Source organism: Cryobacterium sp. TMT2-14, assembly GCF_004402465.1.
In the GTDB taxonomy this organism is placed as follows: Bacteria; Actinomycetota; Actinomycetes; order Actinomycetales; family Microbacteriaceae; genus Cryobacterium; species Cryobacterium sandaracinum.
The window spans coordinates 78443-96878 of sequence record NZ_SOFV01000039.1; the positions used below are offsets into that span (position 1 = coordinate 78443).

Annotated in this window: 16 protein-coding genes; 6 read left to right on the forward strand and 10 right to left on the reverse strand. The window is 67.6% G+C overall.

Going from position 1 to position 18436, the window contains the following annotated elements:
- Positions 1-20: 20 nt before the first annotated feature.
- The 5 genes from E3O28_RS13240 to E3O28_RS13260 form a co-directional block, all read right to left on the reverse strand.
- On the reverse strand, positions 21-2336 hold the full coding sequence (locus E3O28_RS13240; RefSeq protein WP_134416373.1) for a hypothetical protein: 2316 nt from the start codon (positions 2334-2336) through the stop codon (positions 21-23).
- 38 nt (positions 2337-2374) lie between these two features.
- On the reverse strand, positions 2375-3028 hold the full coding sequence (locus E3O28_RS13245) for a response regulator transcription factor (protein WP_104099815.1): 654 nt from the start codon (positions 3026-3028) through the stop codon (positions 2375-2377).
- Between the two features lie 256 nt (positions 3029-3284).
- Complete coding sequence (locus E3O28_RS13250) at positions 3285-3914, reverse strand: thymidine kinase (RefSeq protein ID WP_134372096.1); 630 nt, start codon at positions 3912-3914, stop codon at positions 3285-3287.
- A 92-nt stretch (positions 3915-4006) separates the two neighbouring features.
- Entirely contained in the window at positions 4007-5347 is a 1341-nt protein-coding gene (locus E3O28_RS13255) for a hypothetical protein (RefSeq protein ID WP_134416375.1), read from the reverse strand.
- Positions 5344-6780, reverse strand: a complete 1437-nt coding sequence (locus tag E3O28_RS13260; RefSeq protein ID WP_134416377.1) for a hypothetical protein — start codon at positions 6778-6780, stop codon at positions 5344-5346. Before E3O28_RS13260 ends, E3O28_RS13255 begins: the two co-directional genes overlap by 4 nt.
- 972 nt (positions 6781-7752) lie before the next feature.
- Between E3O28_RS13260 and E3O28_RS13265 the strand changes: the two genes are divergently transcribed.
- Entirely contained in the window at positions 7753-8064 is a 312-nt protein-coding gene (locus tag E3O28_RS13265) for a transposase (protein ID WP_166784831.1), read from the forward strand.
- A 9-nt stretch (positions 8065-8073) separates the two neighbouring features.
- Positions 8074-8916: an IS3 family transposase gene (locus E3O28_RS13270; RefSeq protein ID WP_134416381.1), complete on the forward strand. Its 843-nt coding sequence runs from the start codon at positions 8074-8076 to the stop codon at positions 8914-8916.
- Positions 8917-9091: 175 nt separating this feature from the next.
- Here E3O28_RS13270 and E3O28_RS13275 read toward each other — a convergent pair whose 3' ends face one another.
- From E3O28_RS13275 to E3O28_RS13290, 4 genes are all read right to left on the reverse strand, one after another.
- A complete protein-coding gene (locus E3O28_RS13275; protein WP_134401277.1) occupies positions 9092-10561 on the reverse strand; it encodes a malate:quinone oxidoreductase in 1470 nt (489 codons plus the stop codon).
- Between the two features lie 164 nt (positions 10562-10725).
- On the reverse strand, positions 10726-11178 hold the full coding sequence (locus tag E3O28_RS17045) for a DUF1801 domain-containing protein (RefSeq protein ID WP_134342253.1): 453 nt from the start codon (positions 11176-11178) through the stop codon (positions 10726-10728).
- Positions 11175-13700 (reverse strand): EAL domain-containing protein, encoded by a 2526-nt coding sequence (locus E3O28_RS13285; RefSeq protein ID WP_134416383.1) that lies wholly within the window; start codon positions 13698-13700, stop codon positions 11175-11177. The genes E3O28_RS17045 and E3O28_RS13285 overlap by 4 nt, the downstream gene beginning before the upstream one ends.
- Before the next feature lie 40 nt (positions 13701-13740).
- Positions 13741-14832, reverse strand: a complete 1092-nt coding sequence (locus E3O28_RS13290; protein ID WP_134416385.1) for an aspartate-semialdehyde dehydrogenase — start codon at positions 14830-14832, stop codon at positions 13741-13743.
- Positions 14833-14849: 17 nt separating this feature from the next.
- Here E3O28_RS13290 and E3O28_RS16435 point away from each other — a divergent pair, with 17 nt between their 5' ends.
- A complete protein-coding gene (locus E3O28_RS16435; protein WP_166784832.1) occupies positions 14850-15026 on the forward strand; it encodes a hypothetical protein in 177 nt (58 codons plus the stop codon).
- A 131-nt stretch (positions 15027-15157) separates the two neighbouring features.
- Here E3O28_RS16435 and E3O28_RS13295 read toward each other — a convergent pair whose 3' ends face one another.
- The gene (locus E3O28_RS13295; protein WP_104099827.1) at positions 15158-16495 is read right to left on the reverse strand and encodes an aspartate kinase; all 1338 of its coding nucleotides are present in this window, start codon (positions 16493-16495) and stop codon (positions 15158-15160) included.
- 202 nt (positions 16496-16697) lie between these two features.
- Between E3O28_RS13295 and E3O28_RS13300 the strand changes: the two genes are divergently transcribed.
- The 3 genes from E3O28_RS13300 to E3O28_RS13310 are packed head-to-tail and all read left to right on the forward strand — an operon-like array spanning position 16698 to position 18379.
- Positions 16698-16928: a helix-turn-helix domain-containing protein gene (locus E3O28_RS13300; protein WP_134416387.1), complete on the forward strand. Its 231-nt coding sequence runs from the start codon at positions 16698-16700 to the stop codon at positions 16926-16928.
- Positions 16929-16949: 21 nt separating this feature from the next.
- Positions 16950-17330 carry a hypothetical protein gene (locus tag E3O28_RS13305; protein WP_134416389.1) on the forward strand — a complete coding sequence of 127 codons (381 nt, stop codon included), beginning with the start codon at positions 16950-16952 and terminating at the stop codon, positions 17328-17330.
- A gap of 50 nt (positions 17331-17380) precedes the next feature.
- Positions 17381-18379, forward strand: coding sequence for a DUF5692 family protein (locus E3O28_RS13310; RefSeq protein ID WP_134416391.1), 999 nt, complete (start codon positions 17381-17383; stop codon positions 18377-18379).
- Positions 18380-18436: the final 57 nt, after the last annotated feature.

Below are 18436 nucleotides of genomic sequence, written 5' to 3' on the forward strand. Positions count from 1 at the left end.
GAGCGGCCCTTCACCGGCGTTCAAGATGGCTGGAGGAGGCCGTCGGGGGTGACCGTGAGCATCCGTGGCTCGCCGGCGTCGACCACGATTGAGGCGATTGTGGGGCGGTCGGCGGGCAATAGACGGGCGATCAGGTGACCGTGGGTGAGGGAGTCGAGCTGGGCGGCCACGATGGCAGCCGCGGCGGCCAGCTGCCGGGGCGGGCGGTCGGCGCTGTCGTCGAGCAGGGTCACGTCGACACCCCGGATGCGGGCGGCGCGGGCCGCGGTGATCACCGGCTCGACGAAGAGCGAGCGCCCCCGGATGGCGTCGCGCAGGGTGGCCTCCACGAGCAGGCTTTCCGCCCGCAGGGTCGGTTCAATCTGAAGCGCGTCGATCTGCAGGGGGTTGTTCTGCAGGGCGGCGCCTTGCAGCAAATTCGCGAGGCGCTGCAGGGTGGGGCGGGCCAGCGTATTCACCCGGGTCAGCTGGGTCTCGCGCTCCTCGAGGGCCGCCGCCGCCGTGGCCGCCGCGGCGCCGCTGCGGGCCCGCTCCCGGTTCAGCACGGCCAGGGTTTGGGTGGAGCGCTTCAGACCCACGGCGAACAGGGTTCCGGCGAGCAGGGTGCCGGCGTGACGGATGGCCAGATTCACCCCGTCGAGCAGCGTCAGCCCGTTCAGCAGCGCCCAGACGATCGAGATGGCCATGATCATGCCGTAGCCGTACCAGGCGAATCCGGGCCGGCCGCGCACCGCCAGCACGACCAACAGCATGGTGATGGCGCCGAGGTACCAGTGGGCGAACGGGGTCGACCCGACCGGCGGCACCGGGAATGCCGTGGCCACGGCGGACAGCCCGCACAGCGCGAGCACCATGACGGCGTTGCGAGGCGACACCGGGTCAGGCACGACGAGGGTGAGCCAGGCGGCCGCCGCAGACACCGCCACGAACCCGAGGATCTCGTATGGCAGGCCCCACAGGGGTTCACCGTCGGCGAAGGCGAGAACGGCGTGCACGGCGATGAATCCCATGAGGATGGACGTGGACAGGACCTTCGGCAGCCGGGTCACGCCCTTCAGCTGCGTGGCGGGTCGCGGCGGGGTCGGGGGTGCGCTCGAGAGGGACGGGACCGGCGGCGCGGGGGCTGCAGGTGCGGGCGTCCAGGAGACCACCACCTCGGTGCCGGCGCCGGGGCGGGAGCGCACGGCGGCGGCACCGCCGGAGAGGCGCTCCATGCGGCCGATGATGCTCTGCGCGATGCCCAGGCGCTCGGCCGGCACCCTTGCCGGGTCGAAGCCGACGCCGTCGTCGTTCACGGCCACCCGGATGCCGCCCTGGTAGCTGCGCACGGTAAGGGTGCGGGCCACCGGGCTCCGCGCGGGCTCCCGCACGTCGGCGGCGACCGAGTTGCGGAGGGCCTCGCCGACGGCGCCGAGCAGGGCGGTCACGGCGAGGTCGGGCACCGTGAGGGTGCCGGGCAGGTTGGAGGTGATCTGGGCATCCGGTGCCAGCTCGGCCACCAGCTGCTGGAGGCGCCGGGTCACCTGGGGGCCGGGCATGCTCGGCTCGGGTAGCGGGGCGCGCAGAGCGTCGAGCCGCACCAGGGTGTCGGCCGCGTGCCGGCTCAGCACGGGCACCGGGGTGCCGCCGCGTCCGGCCATCAGCAGGGTCGAGATGACGCTGTCGTGCACCAGGGCGTCGATGGTGAGGCGCTCGCGTTTGCGCGCGAGGCGGTCGGCACGATCGACGAGTTGCACGCGGGCGATCGTGGCCGCCTGGTCGACCTTGCCGGCGCTGCGGCGCGCCATGGTGGTCAGTCCCACGAGCATGCTCAGCAGCAGGAACGAGTAGAGGCCGTCTTCCACACCGACCAGCACCGGGGAGGGGTCAGTCGAGGTGGCCGCACGCAGCAGCCCGCTCATCGTGCAGACAAGCACCAGATAGGCCCAGGCCGTGCGGTCGCGGGTGGTCACCGCCACGGCCATCACGGGCACACCGGTGAGGGTGATCGCCCAGGGGATGTCCGCGCCCGCCGGCAGCGGCTCCGCCCGTTCGGTCAGCCAGAACATCAGCAGCAGCACGAAGAGGGCCCCCTCGGCGAGCGCGATCACCCGCAGCACGCGCAACGGCACCCGGCGTGAGAGCACGGCGAGCAGCATCGGCAGCCCGAAGATCAGCAGCCACGCCGCCACCGACCAGGACCGCTGCGGCTTCCAGGCCTGCTCGAGCACGGTGCCCAGGCAGAGCAGCCCGAAGACGAGGGCGGTGGGCCCAAGCGCGCCGTAGAGCAGGCGGGCGAGGCGCTCGGTCGAGGACTGCGGCCGGATTGGCCGGGTTGGCCGGGGCGTCCTGGTCACGGCTGGCCGGTTTGGCCGGTTTGTCCGGGGCGGCCCGGTCACGGCTGGCCGGGGATGGGCAGGAGGCCGTCTTCCAGTGCCCGCTTGTAGAGGTCGATCTTGGTGTTCGCCGGGCGGCCCACCCGCTCATATTTCGAGCGCACCCGACGGATGTAGTCGATCACCGTGGCCTCGGAGAGTCCCATCCGCGAGGCCACCAGCGGTGCCTTCGCGCCCGCAGCGTAGAGCGAGAGCACCTCGCACTCGCGCACGCTCAGGCCCGCGTCGGAGAGGTCGGGATCGCCGTCGAGGGCCGCGGCCCACTCGGTGGAGACCACGGTCTCCCCCGCCGCCGCCCGGGTGACGGCGTCGAGCAGCACCGCGGTCGGCTCGGACTTGCGCACCACACCCAGCACGCCGCTGCGCGCCGCGGCCCGCATCAGAGCGGCGTCGTCGCCACCGGTGAACGCAAGCACCGCCGCGCCCGCCCCGCGCAGCCGGTCGACGTTGCCGGTGGCGGTGGACCCGTCGGAGAGCCGCAGATCCAGGATGACCAGGTCGACGGGCGTCTGCTGCACGGCAGACTCGAGCAGCTCGGTCACGGTCGCGACCGTGGCCACCACCTCGATCTCGGGGATCGTGGCGAAGAGGCCGGCGAATCCGCGGGCGACGATCTCGTGGTCATCGATCAGGGCTACGCGAAAGCGGGACATCAGCGATCCTTGGATTCTCGGGGCGGTGCCTGCCGGGGTCTCGGGCAGGGTTCAACGACGTGCGGAGTGACCCCTGTTCTGGTGCCACAAGAAGTAACGGCTGGTCAGTCCGGAAAGCGGCCCTTACGTTTAGGCATGGGGAAAACCAACCGGGGGGTTGGTGGGGCGCTCGCGATCCCGAAGTCGTTCGAGCGCCCCTTTTCACCCGAGTTTCTGTTTGCCCTGCGAGCGCGGGAGTTCATGCGGGCGCGGGTGTTCATGTGGACGCGGGCCGGCTGCGGTTGTTCAGCACACCATTGCTCTCCTCGAGGTAGCACGATCCGCAGAGCGACTCGTAGGTTACCTCGGCGCCGTCGATGGCCACCTGGTCGCCGTCGAAGACGAAGACCCCGTCGATCTGGCGCCCGTTGAACACGGCCTTGCGCCCACACCGGCAGATGGTCTTCAGCTCTTCGAGGCTGTGCGCCACCTCGAGCAGGCGCCGACTGCCCGGAAAGGCCACCGTCTGAAAATCGGTGCGGATGCCGTAGGCCAGCACCGGAATGTTCTCGAGGATCGCGATGCGCAGCAGATCGTCCACCTGCTGCTCGGTGAGGAATTGCGCCTCGTCCACCAGCAGGGAGCTCACGTCGAGGCCGGTCTCGGCGAGCACCCGGGCGCGGTGCTCGTGGAAGAGGGCGTAGGCATCCGTCTCGGGGGTGAGCAGGTAGTCCACGGCCCGGGTGACGCCGAGCCGGGAGAGGATGCCCCGGTCGCCCTTGGTGTCGACCGACGGTTTGGCCAACAGCACCTGGTGGCCGCGTTCCTCATAGTTGTAGGCGGCCTGGAGCATCGAGGTGCTCTTGCCGCTGTTCATGGCTCCGTAGCGGAAATACAGTTTCGCCATTGCGTGGTCGCCCCCTCGGCTGGTCGCGCTCGTGCCGCTCTGCTGCGCTGCGTCATGCCGCGCTGCGTGTCGTGGCGCTGCGTGCGCCTAGCTCAGCGTACTGGTGGAACCGGGCGGGGGCGCTTGTCGCCGAATTCCAGCGTCAGGCCGGGGCGACGGATGCTCACCCGCACCCACGGGAACACCACCCGCAGCACCGCCGTGTAGGAGCGCAGCAGGGCGCGCACCCGGCGCGGCGGGAGGTCGAGCGCCACCCGGATCGAGAACGTGTCGATGCCGGAGTGCCGCTGCTGGCGGTCGCTCGGCGGATCGACCTGGGTGTCGGGCTCGGAGTCGGGCTCGGTGTCTGCCTGCACCACGAGGCTGCGCGGGTCGAAGCCGGGGGCCAGGCAGAGCATGCTGATCAGGGCCGAGGTGGCCGCGCGCTGCTGCGTGCCGAAGTGCGCCGCCCGGTGCTCGGGGTCGGCCACGACGAGCAGCGGATCCTTGCCACGCTCGAGGAGCGCCGTGCGTTCGCGGGCGATGACGGCATCGAGCCAGGTCTCGTCGATGTGCGCCACGATCGCCCGGCGAACCCCGGCGGCGAGCTCGTTCGCGCGATTGATGTCGGCCTTGGTCACCACGCCGCGTTCGAGCACGCCGTCGAAGAGGGGGAAGACACCGGGCTGCAGGGTGGCGAGTTGCTGCTCGACCACCTGGCGCACCACGCTGCCGCGGGATTCTTCGGTGCGCCGGGCGATGGCGCGGCGGGCATCCGTTTGCCAGGCCAGCAGTTGACGCACGATGCGGCGGGAATACGCGGCGCCGGCGAGGCCGAGTGCGAGCACCTGGGTGACCGCGACGACCACGAAGACGCCCGACGGCACCCGCAGCGAGCGGAACGGTTCCTGCGGCAGTGTGACCGCGGCCACGATGACGGAGGCGAGCACCGCGGTCAGCGCCAGTTCACGCCACGGGCGGAAGGGGGCGAGGGCCACGAGCAGGAAGCCGATGGTGATCGGGCCGAAGTCGTCTTGCACCAGGGAGTTGCTGCCCCAGCGGGCGGCCTGGTCAAGCAGGTGGGCGGCCAGGCCGAGGCTGATGATCAGCAGCAGCGACGTCTGGCGCACCGGGGACCGCGACGGTCGTACGGCCGACACGAGCGCGGCGGACGCCGCTGCGGTGGCGACGAGCGCGAGCACGGCCAGGAACGGATGCCGGATCTCGTCGGCCTGCAGCACCGTGGTCACCACCGCGTAGCCGAACACGACCAGGGCGATGCCGGGCACGATCGTCCAGACCGCGAGGGCGCCGAGCGGGTCGAGGCGCTGCTGGGTGAAGGCGTGCGGTTTGGTGTGAGGCGTGGGGACGGGGGTGTGGTTCTGCTGTGCGGCTGCAGCTGCGGCCGTGGCCGCGGCGCTGCCTGATGGCGAGGTTGCGTTCGTGGGTGTCACTGGGCCACCCGCTCGGGGTCTGGGGTTTCTGTTTGTTCGGGCTGTTTTGTCGGCTCGGCGTGCCCGCCGGGTTCCTCGATCGCCACGGGCACGCTCAGCATCACCGAGGTGCCGGCGCCCGGCCGGGTGAGGATGCTCACCGAGCCACCCAGGCGTTCGATCCGGCGGCGCACCGCCTGGCGCAGGCCGAGACGGTCGGCGCCGGTCTCCGATTCCGTGAAGCCGCGCCCGGCATCCATCACCATCAGTGAAATGCTGCTCGGCTCGGACTCGATCACGACCTCGGCGGCGACGATGCCGGAGTGCAGGATCACGTTCACGAGGCACTGCTGCACCGCCAGGCTCAGCTCGCGGTCGCTGGCCGGGCTCAGGCGGCCGAGGGCGGCGCGGTCTCCCGTGACTTCGACCACGAGGCCACGATCGCGACTGCGCTCGATGGCGGCGTAGACCGCGCTGGTGAGCCAGGCATCCGTGCCCCCGTGCGGTTCGACGCTCAGCGCATCGGCGTCGGTGAGCCAGTCGGTGCCGCGCAGGGTCTGCAGGGTGTCACGGATGCTGCCGGCCAGGTTGGCGCTGACCGGCCCGGGATGCGCGCGGGCGAGGGCGACGAGCTGCTGGAGGGTGGTGTCCTGACCCAGGGCGAGGGTGCGCAGGTCGAGCTCGTGGCGCAGCAGGCGGGTCTGGTCGGTCTGCATGGCCCGGTGCAGGGCGATTTGAACGGACCACTCGCGGCGCACGAAGACCGTGAGCAGCAGCACGCTGACGAGGAAGAGATAGGTCGAGATGGTGAAGACGTCCGCGCCGTAGGGCACCTCGGTTTGCGTGGCGGCGTACACCGTGACGGCTTCGGCCAGGACGAAGGCGGTGGTGCTCCAGAGCACGCCGGCGCGGGCGGAGACTCCGGCGCCGCCGATCATGACCAGGGCCAGTTTCGGCAGGGTGACGAGGAAGACGTTCGAGCTCGGGAACAGGGCGGGGATGCCGAGCACGGTAATCGTGTAGAGGTAGGTGGCGACGGTGCCGGTGACGAGGTAGGCGATCGTCAGGGCGACGGTGCGGCGCAGGGAGAGGGCGATCAGCACGGCGGCCATGAGGAGGAGGGCGACGATGGTGGCGAGGGTTTCGGTGGGTGTGGTGGCGAGCGTTGCGGCGGCTGTGGTGGCTGCGGTTGTGGCGGTTGTGGCTGCGGTTTCGGTTGTGGCGGTTGTGGCTGCGGTTTCGGTTGTGGCGGTTGTGGCTGCGATTGTCGCAGTTGTTGTGGCGGTTGTGGCTGCGGTTGTGGCTGCGGTTGTGGCTGCGGTTGTGGACAAACTGAGGAGGATGATGGCGGCGAGGGAGGCGGCCAGGCAGGTCAGCGCAAACCAGTGTGCAGCCCGCGCGAGGGCATGGCTGAGGGCCCTCGTGACCAGGTGGTCCGGGAGTCCAAGCGTCATGGCAACCCTCTCTGTTCGGTTGATTCTCTCATTCCGCGAGGGCGCTTCCGCGCTGCCCCGGGTAATCCGCTTCGCCCAGATCGAATTCGACGGAGATTGTGCACAATAACGTGGCCACGGGGCGCTTTTGCGCAATCATCGTGCAAGATCTTCGTCGAATTCGTTCGGCTGGGGTCGCGCGGGGCGGCGGGGCATCCGTCGCCTACGGTCGGGTGGCGCTGGCGGCCCTGGCGGCTCTGGCGGCTCTGGCCCTAGCCACCCTGCCATCCCCCGCGCCCCTCCATGCCTTCCCTGCCATCCCCCCGCGCCCGGTTGTGGCTAACTCAGGAGATCCCAGCCGCTGGCCATGGCGCGGGCACGGATCAGTGCCGAAGTCGCCGCGACTCGGCCACGACCCCGCCGGGATCTCCTGAGTTGGCCACCAGTCCCCGCCTCTTCCCACCCCCGGGCACGCACATCTCCTGCAATTTGGCCAAAATAGGCTGATTCCGGCCCGTTTTAACCCGCTTTGACCCGCTTCTGAGAATCTGCAGGAGTTATGCAGAGCATGGCTCGGGTACGGGCCACGGCGAAGGCAAAAAAATACGGCGGCACCGGTGCAGGGACTTCCCCGCACCGATATCGGCCCTCCTGGAGCAGGAGCAGGGCGCAGCGACCGCGGTCACCGGCATCGGATGTGGCTAACTCAGGAGATCCCAGCCGGCGTCCCGACCACGGGCGCGAAGCAGTGCCAAAGTAGCCGACACTCGGCCGCGACTCGGGCGAGATCTCCTGAGTTAGCCCCACCACGGGCCGGGTGTCGAGGCTCTTGGGCGAGCCAGCGACAGGGCGTGACGGATGCGGCGGCGCGGCATCCGTTCGGGGCAGCAGTGTGAGCTAACTTCGGAGAAATTCGCGACACGCCGGTTGACGCGCCTTGGGGTGACCCAGTGTTTCCGGACAGTCCTCCTGAATTCAGGATTGGATAGACAAATGGAACACGAGAAACACAAACACTTCAGCCCGGAGTTTCGGGCTGCCGCGGTGGCCCGCGTCGCGGAGGGCGACAAATCGATCGTGAAAGTCGCCGCAGCGCTCGGGATCAACCACCGGACTCTGTGGACTTGGGTCAACGCCGCGAGGCTGAAGACCATCGATCCTGCTGGTGAGCTCACGCCGCAAGCCCGGAAACGGATCCGGGACCTGGAGAAGGAAAACGCCCTGCTGCGGAGGGATCTCGACTTCGAGAAAAAAGCGAAGGCCTTCTTCCTTGAACTCGATCAAAACGACCACGGTTCGAAATGATCATCCCGGATGAAGGCCGACTTCCCCATCGCCTACCTCTGCCGCCGGCTCGGAGTATCAACATCAGGGTTCTCCGACTGGTCGCACCACGTCACCGCGCCCTCGCAGAGGCGGCATGAAGACCTCACCGCGCAGGTGATGATCGCGTTCGCCGAGTCCAAGGGCGCGGCCGGATACCGCAAAGTCACCGCGGCTCTGAACCGGGCCCGGGTCCCGGTGAACCGCAAAACCATCGCCGGAATCATGCACGATCTCGGATTAATCTCCCCAGCTGCAGAACGCGCCTTCACGATCCGCTACCAGCGGGCCTCCCGACTGGCCGACCCGGTCGATCTGCTCCTGCGGGACTTCACCTCGCTGAGCGTCGGCACGATCCTCGTCGGTGATATCACCTACATCCACACCCAGGAAGGCTGGCTCTATCTCGCCACCGTCATCGACCTAGCCTCCCGCTCCGTGCTCAGCCACGCGACCGGGGCCCGCATGACCACCCAACTCATCACCCGGGCCATGAAAATGGCCCTCGAGACCGGCCACGTCAAACCAGGAGCAGTTTTCCACTCAGACCACGGAGTCCAATACCGGTCGAAACGGTTCACGAAGTACTGCGGCCGACACGGCATCATCCGCTCCATGGGCGCGAAGATGCAGTGTTGGGACAACGCCGCCGCCGAAACGTTCTTCTCCAAACTCAAGAGCGAAAGCCTCAACTGGCAAACCTTCACGACAAGGCGCAAGGCCCGCACCGAAGTCATCAACTACGTTCACCACTTCAACAACGTTCGCCTGCACCAAACTCTCGGCTACTCAACACCCACCGAACGCCTCATCAAACTCACACTCGCCGCCTAAAATGAAACCGAGGACCCCGTCCGAAAAGACCGGGTCACCCCACCTGCCAGGACGGCATGTTGCGAAAAACTCCGCAGTTACGGGCAGAACAGACACCCCCAGCGCGCGGGCACGGGCAGAGAACAGGCACCCCCCAGCCCGTGGGGCCCGGGCAACCCCACCCCCGGGCAACCTCCTACGCGGTCAGGTTCAGCACGGCCGCGGTCGCGGCGAGCGACGCGGCGGCAACGGCCGGGTCGTCGGAGAGCTTCGTGCCGAGGCTTGGGATCATCTCGCGCAGCTTGAGTTCCCAGGCCGGGTACTCCTCGGGGAAGCAGCGCTTGATCAGGTCAACCATGATCGGGGCCGCGGTCGAGGCTCCCGGGGAGGCGCCGAGCAGCCCGGCGATGGTGCCGTCGGCCGAGGTGATGACCTCGGTGCCGAACTGCAGCACGCCGCCCTGCTCCGGATCCTTCTTCATGACCTGCACGCGCTGTCCGGCGGTGATGAGTTCCCAGTCGGCGAGCTTCGCGGTCGGGATGAACTCCTGCAGCGCCTTGAGCTTCGTCTTCTTTGAGGCGAACACCTCGCCGATCAGGTACTTCATCAGGCCGAAGTTGTGCGCCGCCACAGCCAGCATCGGCCCGATGTTGTGCACCCGGATCGAGAACGGCAGGTCGAGCCAGCTGCTCGACTTGAGGAACTTGGGGGTGAAGCCGGCGTATGGTCCGAACAGAAGCGAGGTCTCTCCATCGACGACGCGGGTATCGAGGTGCGGCACCGACATGGGCGGAGCACCCTTCGCCGCCTTGCCGTAGACCTTGGCGTGGTGCTGGGCGACGAGCTTCTGGTTCGTGGTGCGTAGGAACTGCCCGCTGATCGGGAACCCGCCGAAACCCTTGATCTCGGGGATGCCGCTCTGCTGCAGCAGCGCCAGGGCGCCGCCGCCCGCACCGACGAAGACGAACCGGGCGTTGACGACGCTCGGGTGGTTGCCGACCAGGCGGCGCAGGTTGAGCTTCCATGAGCCATCCGTGAGCTGTTTCACACCGGTGACCTGCTGGTTCGTGTGCACGCCCACGCCCTCGGCGGTGAGGTTGGCGAAAAGGTAGCGGGTGAGGGCGCCGAAGTCCACGTCGGTGCCGGACACGATGCGCGTCGCCGCGATCTTCTGGTTCTTCGGGCGCTTCTGGGTGAGGAGCGGGGTCCAGGTGCCGATCACGGCCGGATCCTCGCTGTACTCCATGCCCGCAAAGAGGGGCTCGCCCTGGAGTACCGCGAACCGCTTGCGCAGGTATTCGACGCTGCTCTCGCCGTGCACGAAAGTCATGTGCGGGGTGGAGTTGATGAAGTTGGTGGGCTCGGGCAGCACGCCCGTCTCGACCAGGTGTGCCCACAGCTGGCGGCTGATCTGGAACTGCTCGTTGATCGCCACGGCCTTGGCCGCGGTCACCGAGCCGTCCTTCGATTCGGGCATGTAGTTCAGCTCGCACAGAGCCGCATGGCCGGTGCCCGCGTTGTTCCACGGGTTGGAGCTTTCCTGAGCGACTTCCCCCAATCGCTCGTAAACCTCGATGCTCCAGTCGGGCTGCAACTGCTTGATCAAGGTACCGAGGGTGGCGCTCATGATGCCGCCACCAATAAGAACGACATCAATCTTCGCCATTGGATTCACTCTTCCACCATATCGGTGGCAACGGATGCCTCCCGCCGGGACGCAGACGCGTCAGGTCACGGTTAGCTCGGCAACGAGCTCAAAAGCGACCCAATCGCGGCTCAAAACCGGTCCAGTCGCGACCGATAAGCGACTCAGTTGCCACCAAAAGCGGCTCAGCCGCGACTTTTCAGGAGCTCGTAGTTGGCGATGAAGTCGTCGACGGACACGCTCGCGACCTCGCGCACGATCAGGTCGAGATCGAGGTCGGCCAGCGTCTTGAACCGCACGCAGCTGTTGCCCATGTTCAGCGTGCGTCCGGTGGCGTCCCATTGGGAGCGGAACGCGGCATCCTTCTCGGGAAAGCTGCAGAGGCCCATCAGGTAGAGCGAGTTGTAGTGCTTCTGCGCGGCCAGGCTCACGTAGACGAGCGGCTGTTTGTCGTCGGTGTTCGCCAACAGTTCCAGCGGAACCGCCCAGCCGAGCATGCCGCCGTAGACGCCGAGCCGATACCCCGCGGGCATGGCATCGCGCACGACGTCGAGCACCGGGTAGATCACCGCCCGACGCTCGGGTTCGAGGTCGAAAACGATCGTCTCCACCTCGAACGGAACCGGTTCTGTGCTCATGAAACAAGCGTAATGCCGAGCCTCGGCACGACCGCACGGGCGCCGTACAACTCCAGCCGCGACAGGGTCTTCTCAAAGCTCTCCGGCACGCCGTAGTGGAACCCCTGTGCGCTACGGATGCCCAGCGCACTCAGGTGGTTCGCCATCGCATCGTTCTCCACACCCTCGACAATCATCGAGTACTCGAGGTTGTCACCGAAACCCTGCAGGGCGGTGAGCACCTCCCGCTGGCGGATGTCGTCGAGGTCGTCGACCAGGCTGCGGTCGATTTTGAGGATGTCCATGGGCATCCGTACCAGGGCGTCGACCGACGAATCCTGGGAACCGTAGTCGTCGAGCGCGATCATCATGCCGAGGTCGCGCAGGCGGTCGGCCTGGGCACGGATCGCGGGGGTGACCTTGGTCATCGACCGCTCGTTGAGCTCGAGGCAGAGAGAGATGCCGGGGTAGCGGTCCGCGAGCTCCTCGATGTAGTTGCCCACACGCTCGGGCAGGATCTGCCCGGCCTCAACGTTGATGGTCATGCACACCACGCGCGGCTCGATCAGCCGGAAGTCCGCCGCGGCGGCCATGGCCTTCACGGCCACCTGGCGGGTCATCGCGTCGAGCCGGCCGAGGCCCTTCGCCTTCTCGACGATCGACGGCGGCGATAGCGGGCCGAGGTCCGGGTCGGTGTAGCGCACGAGGGCTTCGAACGCCCAGATCTGCCCGGTGACGAGGCTGACGATGGGCTGGAAGGCCAGCTCGAGCAGGTCCTCGTCGATGGCGTGGGCGATGATGTCGTTCATCTGCGAGGAGCGGTGGCTCGAGATGTTGAGGCTGCTCTCCTTCGACGGGCCGCCGCGCCGCCGTGACTTCTTGATCGCGAGCATCGACCGGTCGGCATCCTGGACCAGCTGGTTGACGTCGGTTTCGCGGTGCGCCGAGTAGGCCAGGCCCACGCTGATAATCGGGCTGTGGGTCGTCTGGCCGATGAGCATCGGCTCCCCGGAGACCACCAGGATGCGCTCGGCGATGGACTTCGCCTCGGCCAGCGACGCCAGGTGAGTGAGGATGATCACGAACTCGTCGCCGCCGACCCGGGCGACCACGTCATTCGGGCGCACCACGGCGCTCAGCCGACGCCCGAGCTCGCGCAGCACCTCGTCGCCGGTCTGGTGGCCGAACCGGTCGTTCAGGCGTTTGAACTCGTCGAGGTCGATGAACAGCACGGCCAGGGCTTCGGAGTAATCCCGGTGGTCGTTGATGTTCGCCAGGGCCTCTTGGAACGCGCCGTAGTTGGGCAGGCTCGTGAGCGGATCGGTGTTGGCGCGCAGGGTGAGCCCGGCGATGTTGCGGCGGGCCCGCACGACCATCTCGGCGGTCGTGGCCAGGGCTTGGAGAGCGCGGCGGTCGTTGCCGGTGAAGGCGCCGTCCATGGCGTCGCGCCGGGCCACGATGTACTGGTCCGGCCCGATGGCGCCGGCCAGCGGCAGCAGCATGCTGATCTCGCCGGGCTGCGCGGGCTCGCTGCGCACGATGACGGATTCGGCACCGATTGCATCCGCCACCACCCGGCGCAGCAGGTCGGTGACGGCCGCCGGGGAGCCGGGCTCGGGCTCTGGGGTGGCGTCGGCGGCACTCGCGGCGGGGTAGGTGTTGTCGGCGGCGCTCGTGATGGCGGTACCGCTCGTGGCGCCGATGCCTGTGGTGGCTGGGCTCGTTGGGGTGACCCGCCCGGAGGGCCCGGTGGCCGGGTCGGCGGCAAGCGCGCTCGTGGCGGCGACCATGCCGGCCAGCCGGTGGCGCATGACCGCCATCACCGTGGAGACCTTGACCACGGAGGCGACGATCATCAGGGCGAACAGCACGATGACGGCATCGAGCGTGTTGGTGACCTCCACCAGAAACGGCAGCCCGACGACACTCCAGTGCGCGGCCGTCACCGTGACCAAGACGGTTCCGACCAGCACCAGCAGAACCCGGAACGGCGACAGGGGTCGCCCGCCGCTGCGCCGACCGAGCGGGCCGGCGACGAAGCGCCTGCGCAGCACCTCGGTCGCGATGATGAAGAAGACATAGCCCACGGATGCCGCGGCCACGCCCACCAGAATCGGCAGTCCGCCCGCGCCGAACCAGGTGAACAGGCCGATGGCGGCGAGGGCGCCGGCACCCTGCAGGCCGGCGCTGTAGAGCGCGACCGATGCCCGCCCGGACTCGATCAGGATGGCCAGCAGAACGCCGAGCGCGATCAGCCCGGCCGAGACCGGCAGGGAGAGGGTAGGGGCCAGCGCCGGCAGCGCCAGAACGGGGAGGCTGATCATCGGGCTGCGGTGCGCCACGGCGCCCACGCGCACCCAGGTGAGCTCGAGGGCGGCCGCGCAGACCACACCGACCCCGGCGATCAGCCAGCTGTCTGAGGGGTCATCAAGGAGCAGCACGAACGACGTGGCGATGAGCGCGAGGCCGATGCCGGCGAACGCAAGGAAAGCCAGGCGTTTAACGCCCCTTGAGTTCCGATTCCCGCCCACGAAGTCTGACACTAGCGGAGTGAGCGCCCGGTTATACACCACCACGCTGAGGTCAGCGAACGAGTAGGTCCGCGGCGACGAGTTCCGCGATCTGCACGGCGTTGAGTGCCGCACCTTTACGAAGGTTGTCGCTGGTGATGAACAGGGCCAATCCACGCCCGTTCGGCACGCCGCGGTCCTGACGCACGCGGCCGACGAAGCTCGGGTCCTGGCCGGCCGCTTCGAGGGGTGTGGGGACATCCGTCACGACCACGCCGGGGGCGGTGGCGAGCAGTTCGAGGGCGCGGGCGACGGTCAACGGGTTGGCGAACTCGGCGTTGATCGAGAGGGCGTGGCCGGTGAAGACGGGCACGCGCACGCAGGTGCCGGAAACGAGCAGATCGGGCAGCTCGAGGATCTTGCGGCTCTCGTTGCGGAGTTTCTTCTCCTCGTCGGTCTCGAATTCGCCGTCGTCGACGATGGAACCGGCCAGCGGGATCACGTCGAACGCGATCGGGCGGGCGTAGACGATGGGTGCCGGCATGGGCACAGCGGACCCGTCGTGGACCAGCTGGAGCAGGTTGTCGCTCAGGGCGGCGGCCCGCACCTGGCTGGCGAGCTCGCGGGCGCCGGCCAGGCCGCTGCCGGAGACCGCCTGGTAGGTGCTGACGATGAGGCGTTCGAGGCCGGCCTCGTCGTGCAGCACCTTGAGCACGGGCATGGCCGCCATGGTGGTGCAGTTCGGGTTCGCGATGATGCCCTTGGTGGCGAGTTTGATGGCCTCGGGGTTGACCTCGCTGACGACCAGCGGCACGTCGGGGTCCATCCGCCACCCGGAGGAGTTATCGATCACGGTGACGCCGGCCGCGGCGAACCGGGGAGCCTGAATTTTCGAGAGTGTCGCGCCGGCGGAGAAGATGGCCACGTCGAGTCCGCTGGGGTCGGCGGTGGCGGCGTCTTCGACGACGATCTTCTCGCCCTTGAAGTGCAGCACGGAGCCGGCGGACCGGGACGACGCGAAGAAACGGATGCCTCCGACCGGGAAGTCCCGTTCCTCGAGCAGGCTGCGCACGACGGCTCCGACCTGGCCGGTGGCCCCGACGACGCCGATCTGGATTCCTGTGGTGCTGGTTGCTGCGGTGCTGGTTGCTGCGGTGCTGTTCACTGTGTTTCCTCCGCTGGATGCCGTGGCTGCTGGTGCTGGTGGTCTCGCTCTCGTTCGTGCACTTGCTCGTGCACTTGCACTTGCATCTGCATCTGCATCTGCATCTGCACTTGCATTTGTGGCTAACTCAGGAGATTCTCGCGACTTGGCCCGAATTCCAGCCGGATCGCGCCTGTGGCCTCTGGTTCTCCTGAGTTAGCCCCAGGGAAACCGGTTGAACGGGGTCGGGGTGGGGTGAGTCGGGGTGGGGTGAGTCGGGGTGAGGCGGGGTGGGGCCGAGCCCGGCTGGCGTCCGGCCGAGCCCGGTTGGGCCGACGGATGCCGGCTAGCGGCCGGTGCCGCCGTGCACGACGGCGTCGTTGGTGGAGTCCAGGCCGAATGCGGTGTGCACGACCCGCAGCGCCTGGTTGATGGTGTCGGCGCGGGTGACCACGGAGATGCGGATCTCGCTGGTCGAGATCATTTCAATGTTGATCCCGGCCTCGAACAGCGCCTCGAACAGCTTCGCGGACACGCCCGTGTTGGTGCGCATGCCGGCGCCGACGAGCGCGAGCTTGCCGATCTGGTCGTCATACTGCAGACCGGCGAACCCGACGTTGGTCTGCTCGTTGCTCAGCGCGGTCAGCACCTGCTGGCCCTCCGATTTGGGCAGGGTGAAGGAAATGTCGGTCAGTCCCGTGGACGCAGCCGAGACGTTCTGCACGATCATGTCGACGTTCGCGTTGGTCTTCGCGACGATTTTGAAGATCTGCGCGGCTTTGCCCGGAATGTCGGGAACGCCGACGACCGTGACCTTGGCTTCGCTCAGGTCGGCGGCGACCCCGGCGATGATTGGCTCTTCCACTGTCTCTCCATTCGCGGATGCGTTATTGGGATGTGTGCGCTCGGTGGCCGACGAATTCGGGATTGCGACATGCGGGCTCGTGGTGTCGGGGTTGTAGACAATGGTTCCCACGTTGTTGTTGAACGAGGACCGCACATGCAGCGTCACACCGTGCCGACGCGCATATTCCACCGCCCGAATATAGAGGACCTTCGCACCAGCGGCGGCGAGCTCGAGCATTTCCTCGCTGGAGATGCGGTCGAGTTTGTGGGCCCGGGGAACGACGCGCGGGTCGGCGGTGAAGACGCCGTCGACATCCGTGTAGATCTCGCAGATATCGGCGCTGAGCGCGGCGGCCAGCGCGACGGCGGTCGTGTCAGAACCGCCGCGACCGAGCGTGGTGATGTCTTTGGTGTCGCGATTGAAGCCCTGGAAGCCGGCGACAATCGCCACGGCACCGTCGTCGAGGGCATCGCGGATGCGCCCGGGAGTCACGTCGACGATGCGGGCGGCGCCGTGTTGGCCATCCGTGATCATGCCGGCCTGACTGCCGGTGAAGGAGCGGGCGTCGTAGCCCATGCTCTTGATCGCCATGGCGAGCAGCGCCATCGAGATGCGCTCGCCCGCGGTGAGGAGCATGTCGAGCTCGCGCGGCGCGGGGATCGGGGTGACCTGGTGCGCAAGGTCGAGCAACTCGTCGGTGGAGTCTCCCATCGCGGAGACGGCGACGACGACCTCGTTGCCCGCTTTGCGGGTGTCGACGATGCGTTTGGCCACGCGTTTGATGCTTTCGGCGTCGGCGACGGATGATCCGCCGAACTTCTGCACGATCAAGCTCACGTGGCACTCCAAGGGTTCGGGTACGCGGGCACAGGCAAGCTCCCATCATAAATGCTGTTGTATTCGGCAGCGGTCATGTGACGGTGTGCGGCACCCATTGACGCCCTGTCATTGACACTATGTCAATCGCGGTCGCAGGATCGGGGCAGAGGGTGGATCCCGCCCCGCCACGCGGTTTGACCCAGTTGCCGAGGAAGCTCCGATGCCCGACGAGTTCACGTCGAAAGCGCCGGTGCCGGTGCCGGTGCCGGTGCGCCAGAGCAAGCAGCCGGACGAGCGCCGGGACGACATTCTGCGCGCCACCCGGGAACTGGTCGCCGAGCGCGGCGTGTCCCGCGTGAAGATCACCGACATCGCCGCCCGGGTCGGCGTCACCCGCGGCCTGATCTACCACTACTTCCCGAACAAGGACGCGATCATCGACCTCATCTGAGAGGACCACATCGCGGAGTTCGTGACCGACCTCAACCTCTGGGACGCCGCCCGCATCCCCGGCGACATCGACAGCGCGCTGGTCGAGTGCGTCGCACTGTTCCGTCACCACCTGCATCGCACCGACCTCTTCCGCGAGGAACTCGGCCGCACCGAGTACGCCGGGCTCTACAACGAGTTCGTCGACCGGGCCGTCAGGGCCGTCGTCGACCGGCTGCAGGTCACGACCGTCGAGGCCTACGCGCGGCGGCACGAGATCCGGATCGACAACGTCTCCGAGGTGTTCTCTGTGCTGGTGTTCGGGCTGATCGGGCTTGTACGTTCCACGCCCACGGTCTCGGACGATGTGCTCGTGGCGATTGTGCGCCAGACGCTCCACCTCGACCACAACGCGCCGGCCTAAGACTTTTCTCTAGCATCACTTTTTCACCCAGTACAAAGAAGTATTCGCATATGTTCCTATTCGATGCCATCCCGTGGTCGTCGACCCTGATGTGGGTCGCGGTCGTCGCGGGGCTGATGATCGCCAACGAGGTCGCACGGTCGAGCAAATGGGCGTCGCTGGCGCTGTTTATTGCACTGCCGGTGGCGCTGACGATCTTCGTGTGGCCCACCACCGCCGGCGCCGGGTCCAGCACGGGCACCTGGTTTCACTGGGTCAAGGTCTACTCGGCACTTGCCGGATGCCTGGGCTTCATGGCCATCCGTTTCATTCCGCGTCTGGCCAAGAACCGGTACGCGCTGATGTTCCCCGCGTTCATTCTGGCTCTCAACATCTTCGAGGCCGTGATTCGCGACTTCCAGGTCTACGGGCTGAACGGGATGGTCGACGGAGTGTTCATGGTGGGCGGGCCGTGGAACATCATGAACGGTATCGCCGGGCTGCTGAACCTGCTCACGATCTGCGGCTGGGCCGGGATCATCATCAGCCGCGGCCCCAAGAAGGACATGATCTGGCCGGACATGCTGTGGTTCTGGATCATCGCCTATGACCTCTGGAACTTCGCCTACGTCTACAACGCGGTCGGCGACCACTCGTTCTACGCCGGCGCGGCCCTACTCGTGTCGCGCACGATCCCCGCCTTCTTCATCAAGCGCGGCGCCTGGCTGCAGCACCGCGCGCAGACCCTGGCGTTCTGGATGATGTTCACCATGGCCTTCCCGACCTTCGTGTCGAGCTCGCAGTTCGCAGTTCGCAGTTCGCAGTTCGCAGTGAAGTCGTCGCACGACCCGGTCGCCCTGTTCTGGGTGAGCGCCGTGGCCCTCGCGGCCAACATCGCCGTTGTGGTCTACCAGATCTACACGATCGTGAAGAGACGCCGCAACCCGCTCACCGACGGGCTGTTCACGCACCTGCCCACGTACCGCACGGTGCTCGAAGCGAACAAGCCGCTGGTGCCGGCGGCGGCTGCTCCAGCCGCGCACCCGCGGGCGACCGCCAGCGCGAAATAGAACGCCGTAACTGCGGAGAATTTCGCGACACGCGGCATCCGTCGCCCCGGCCCGTCT

Excerpts from the sequence above, each read along its gene's own strand:
- E3O28_RS13245 (WP_104099815.1), bottom strand. The coding sequence starts at position 3,028 with ATGTCCCGCTTTCGCGTAGCCCTGATCGATGACCACGAGATCGTCGCC.
- E3O28_RS13250 (WP_134372096.1), bottom strand. The coding sequence starts at position 3,914 with ATGGCGAAACTGTATTTCCGCTACGGAGCCATGAACAGCGGCAAGAGC.
- E3O28_RS13260 (WP_134416377.1), bottom strand. The coding sequence starts at position 6,780 with ATGACGCTTGGACTCCCGGACCACCTGGTCACGAGGGCCCTCAGCCAT.
- E3O28_RS13265 (WP_166784831.1), top strand. The coding sequence starts at position 7,753 with ATGGAACACGAGAAACACAAACACTTCAGCCCGGAGTTTCGGGCTGCC.
- E3O28_RS13270 (WP_134416381.1), top strand. The coding sequence starts at position 8,074 with ATGAAGGCCGACTTCCCCATCGCCTACCTCTGCCGCCGGCTCGGAGTA.
- E3O28_RS13275 (WP_134401277.1), bottom strand. The coding sequence starts at position 10,561 with ATGGCGAAGATTGATGTCGTTCTTATTGGTGGCGGCATCATGAGCGCC.
- E3O28_RS17045 (WP_134342253.1), bottom strand. The coding sequence starts at position 11,178 with ATGAGCACAGAACCGGTTCCGTTCGAGGTGGAGACGATCGTTTTCGAC.
- E3O28_RS16435 (WP_166784832.1), top strand. The coding sequence starts at position 14,850 with ATGCCGTGGCTGCTGGTGCTGGTGGTCTCGCTCTCGTTCGTGCACTTG.
- E3O28_RS13300 (WP_134416387.1), top strand. The coding sequence starts at position 16,698 with ATGCCCGACGAGTTCACGTCGAAAGCGCCGGTGCCGGTGCCGGTGCCG.
- E3O28_RS13310 (WP_134416391.1), top strand. The coding sequence starts at position 17,381 with ATGTTCCTATTCGATGCCATCCCGTGGTCGTCGACCCTGATGTGGGTC.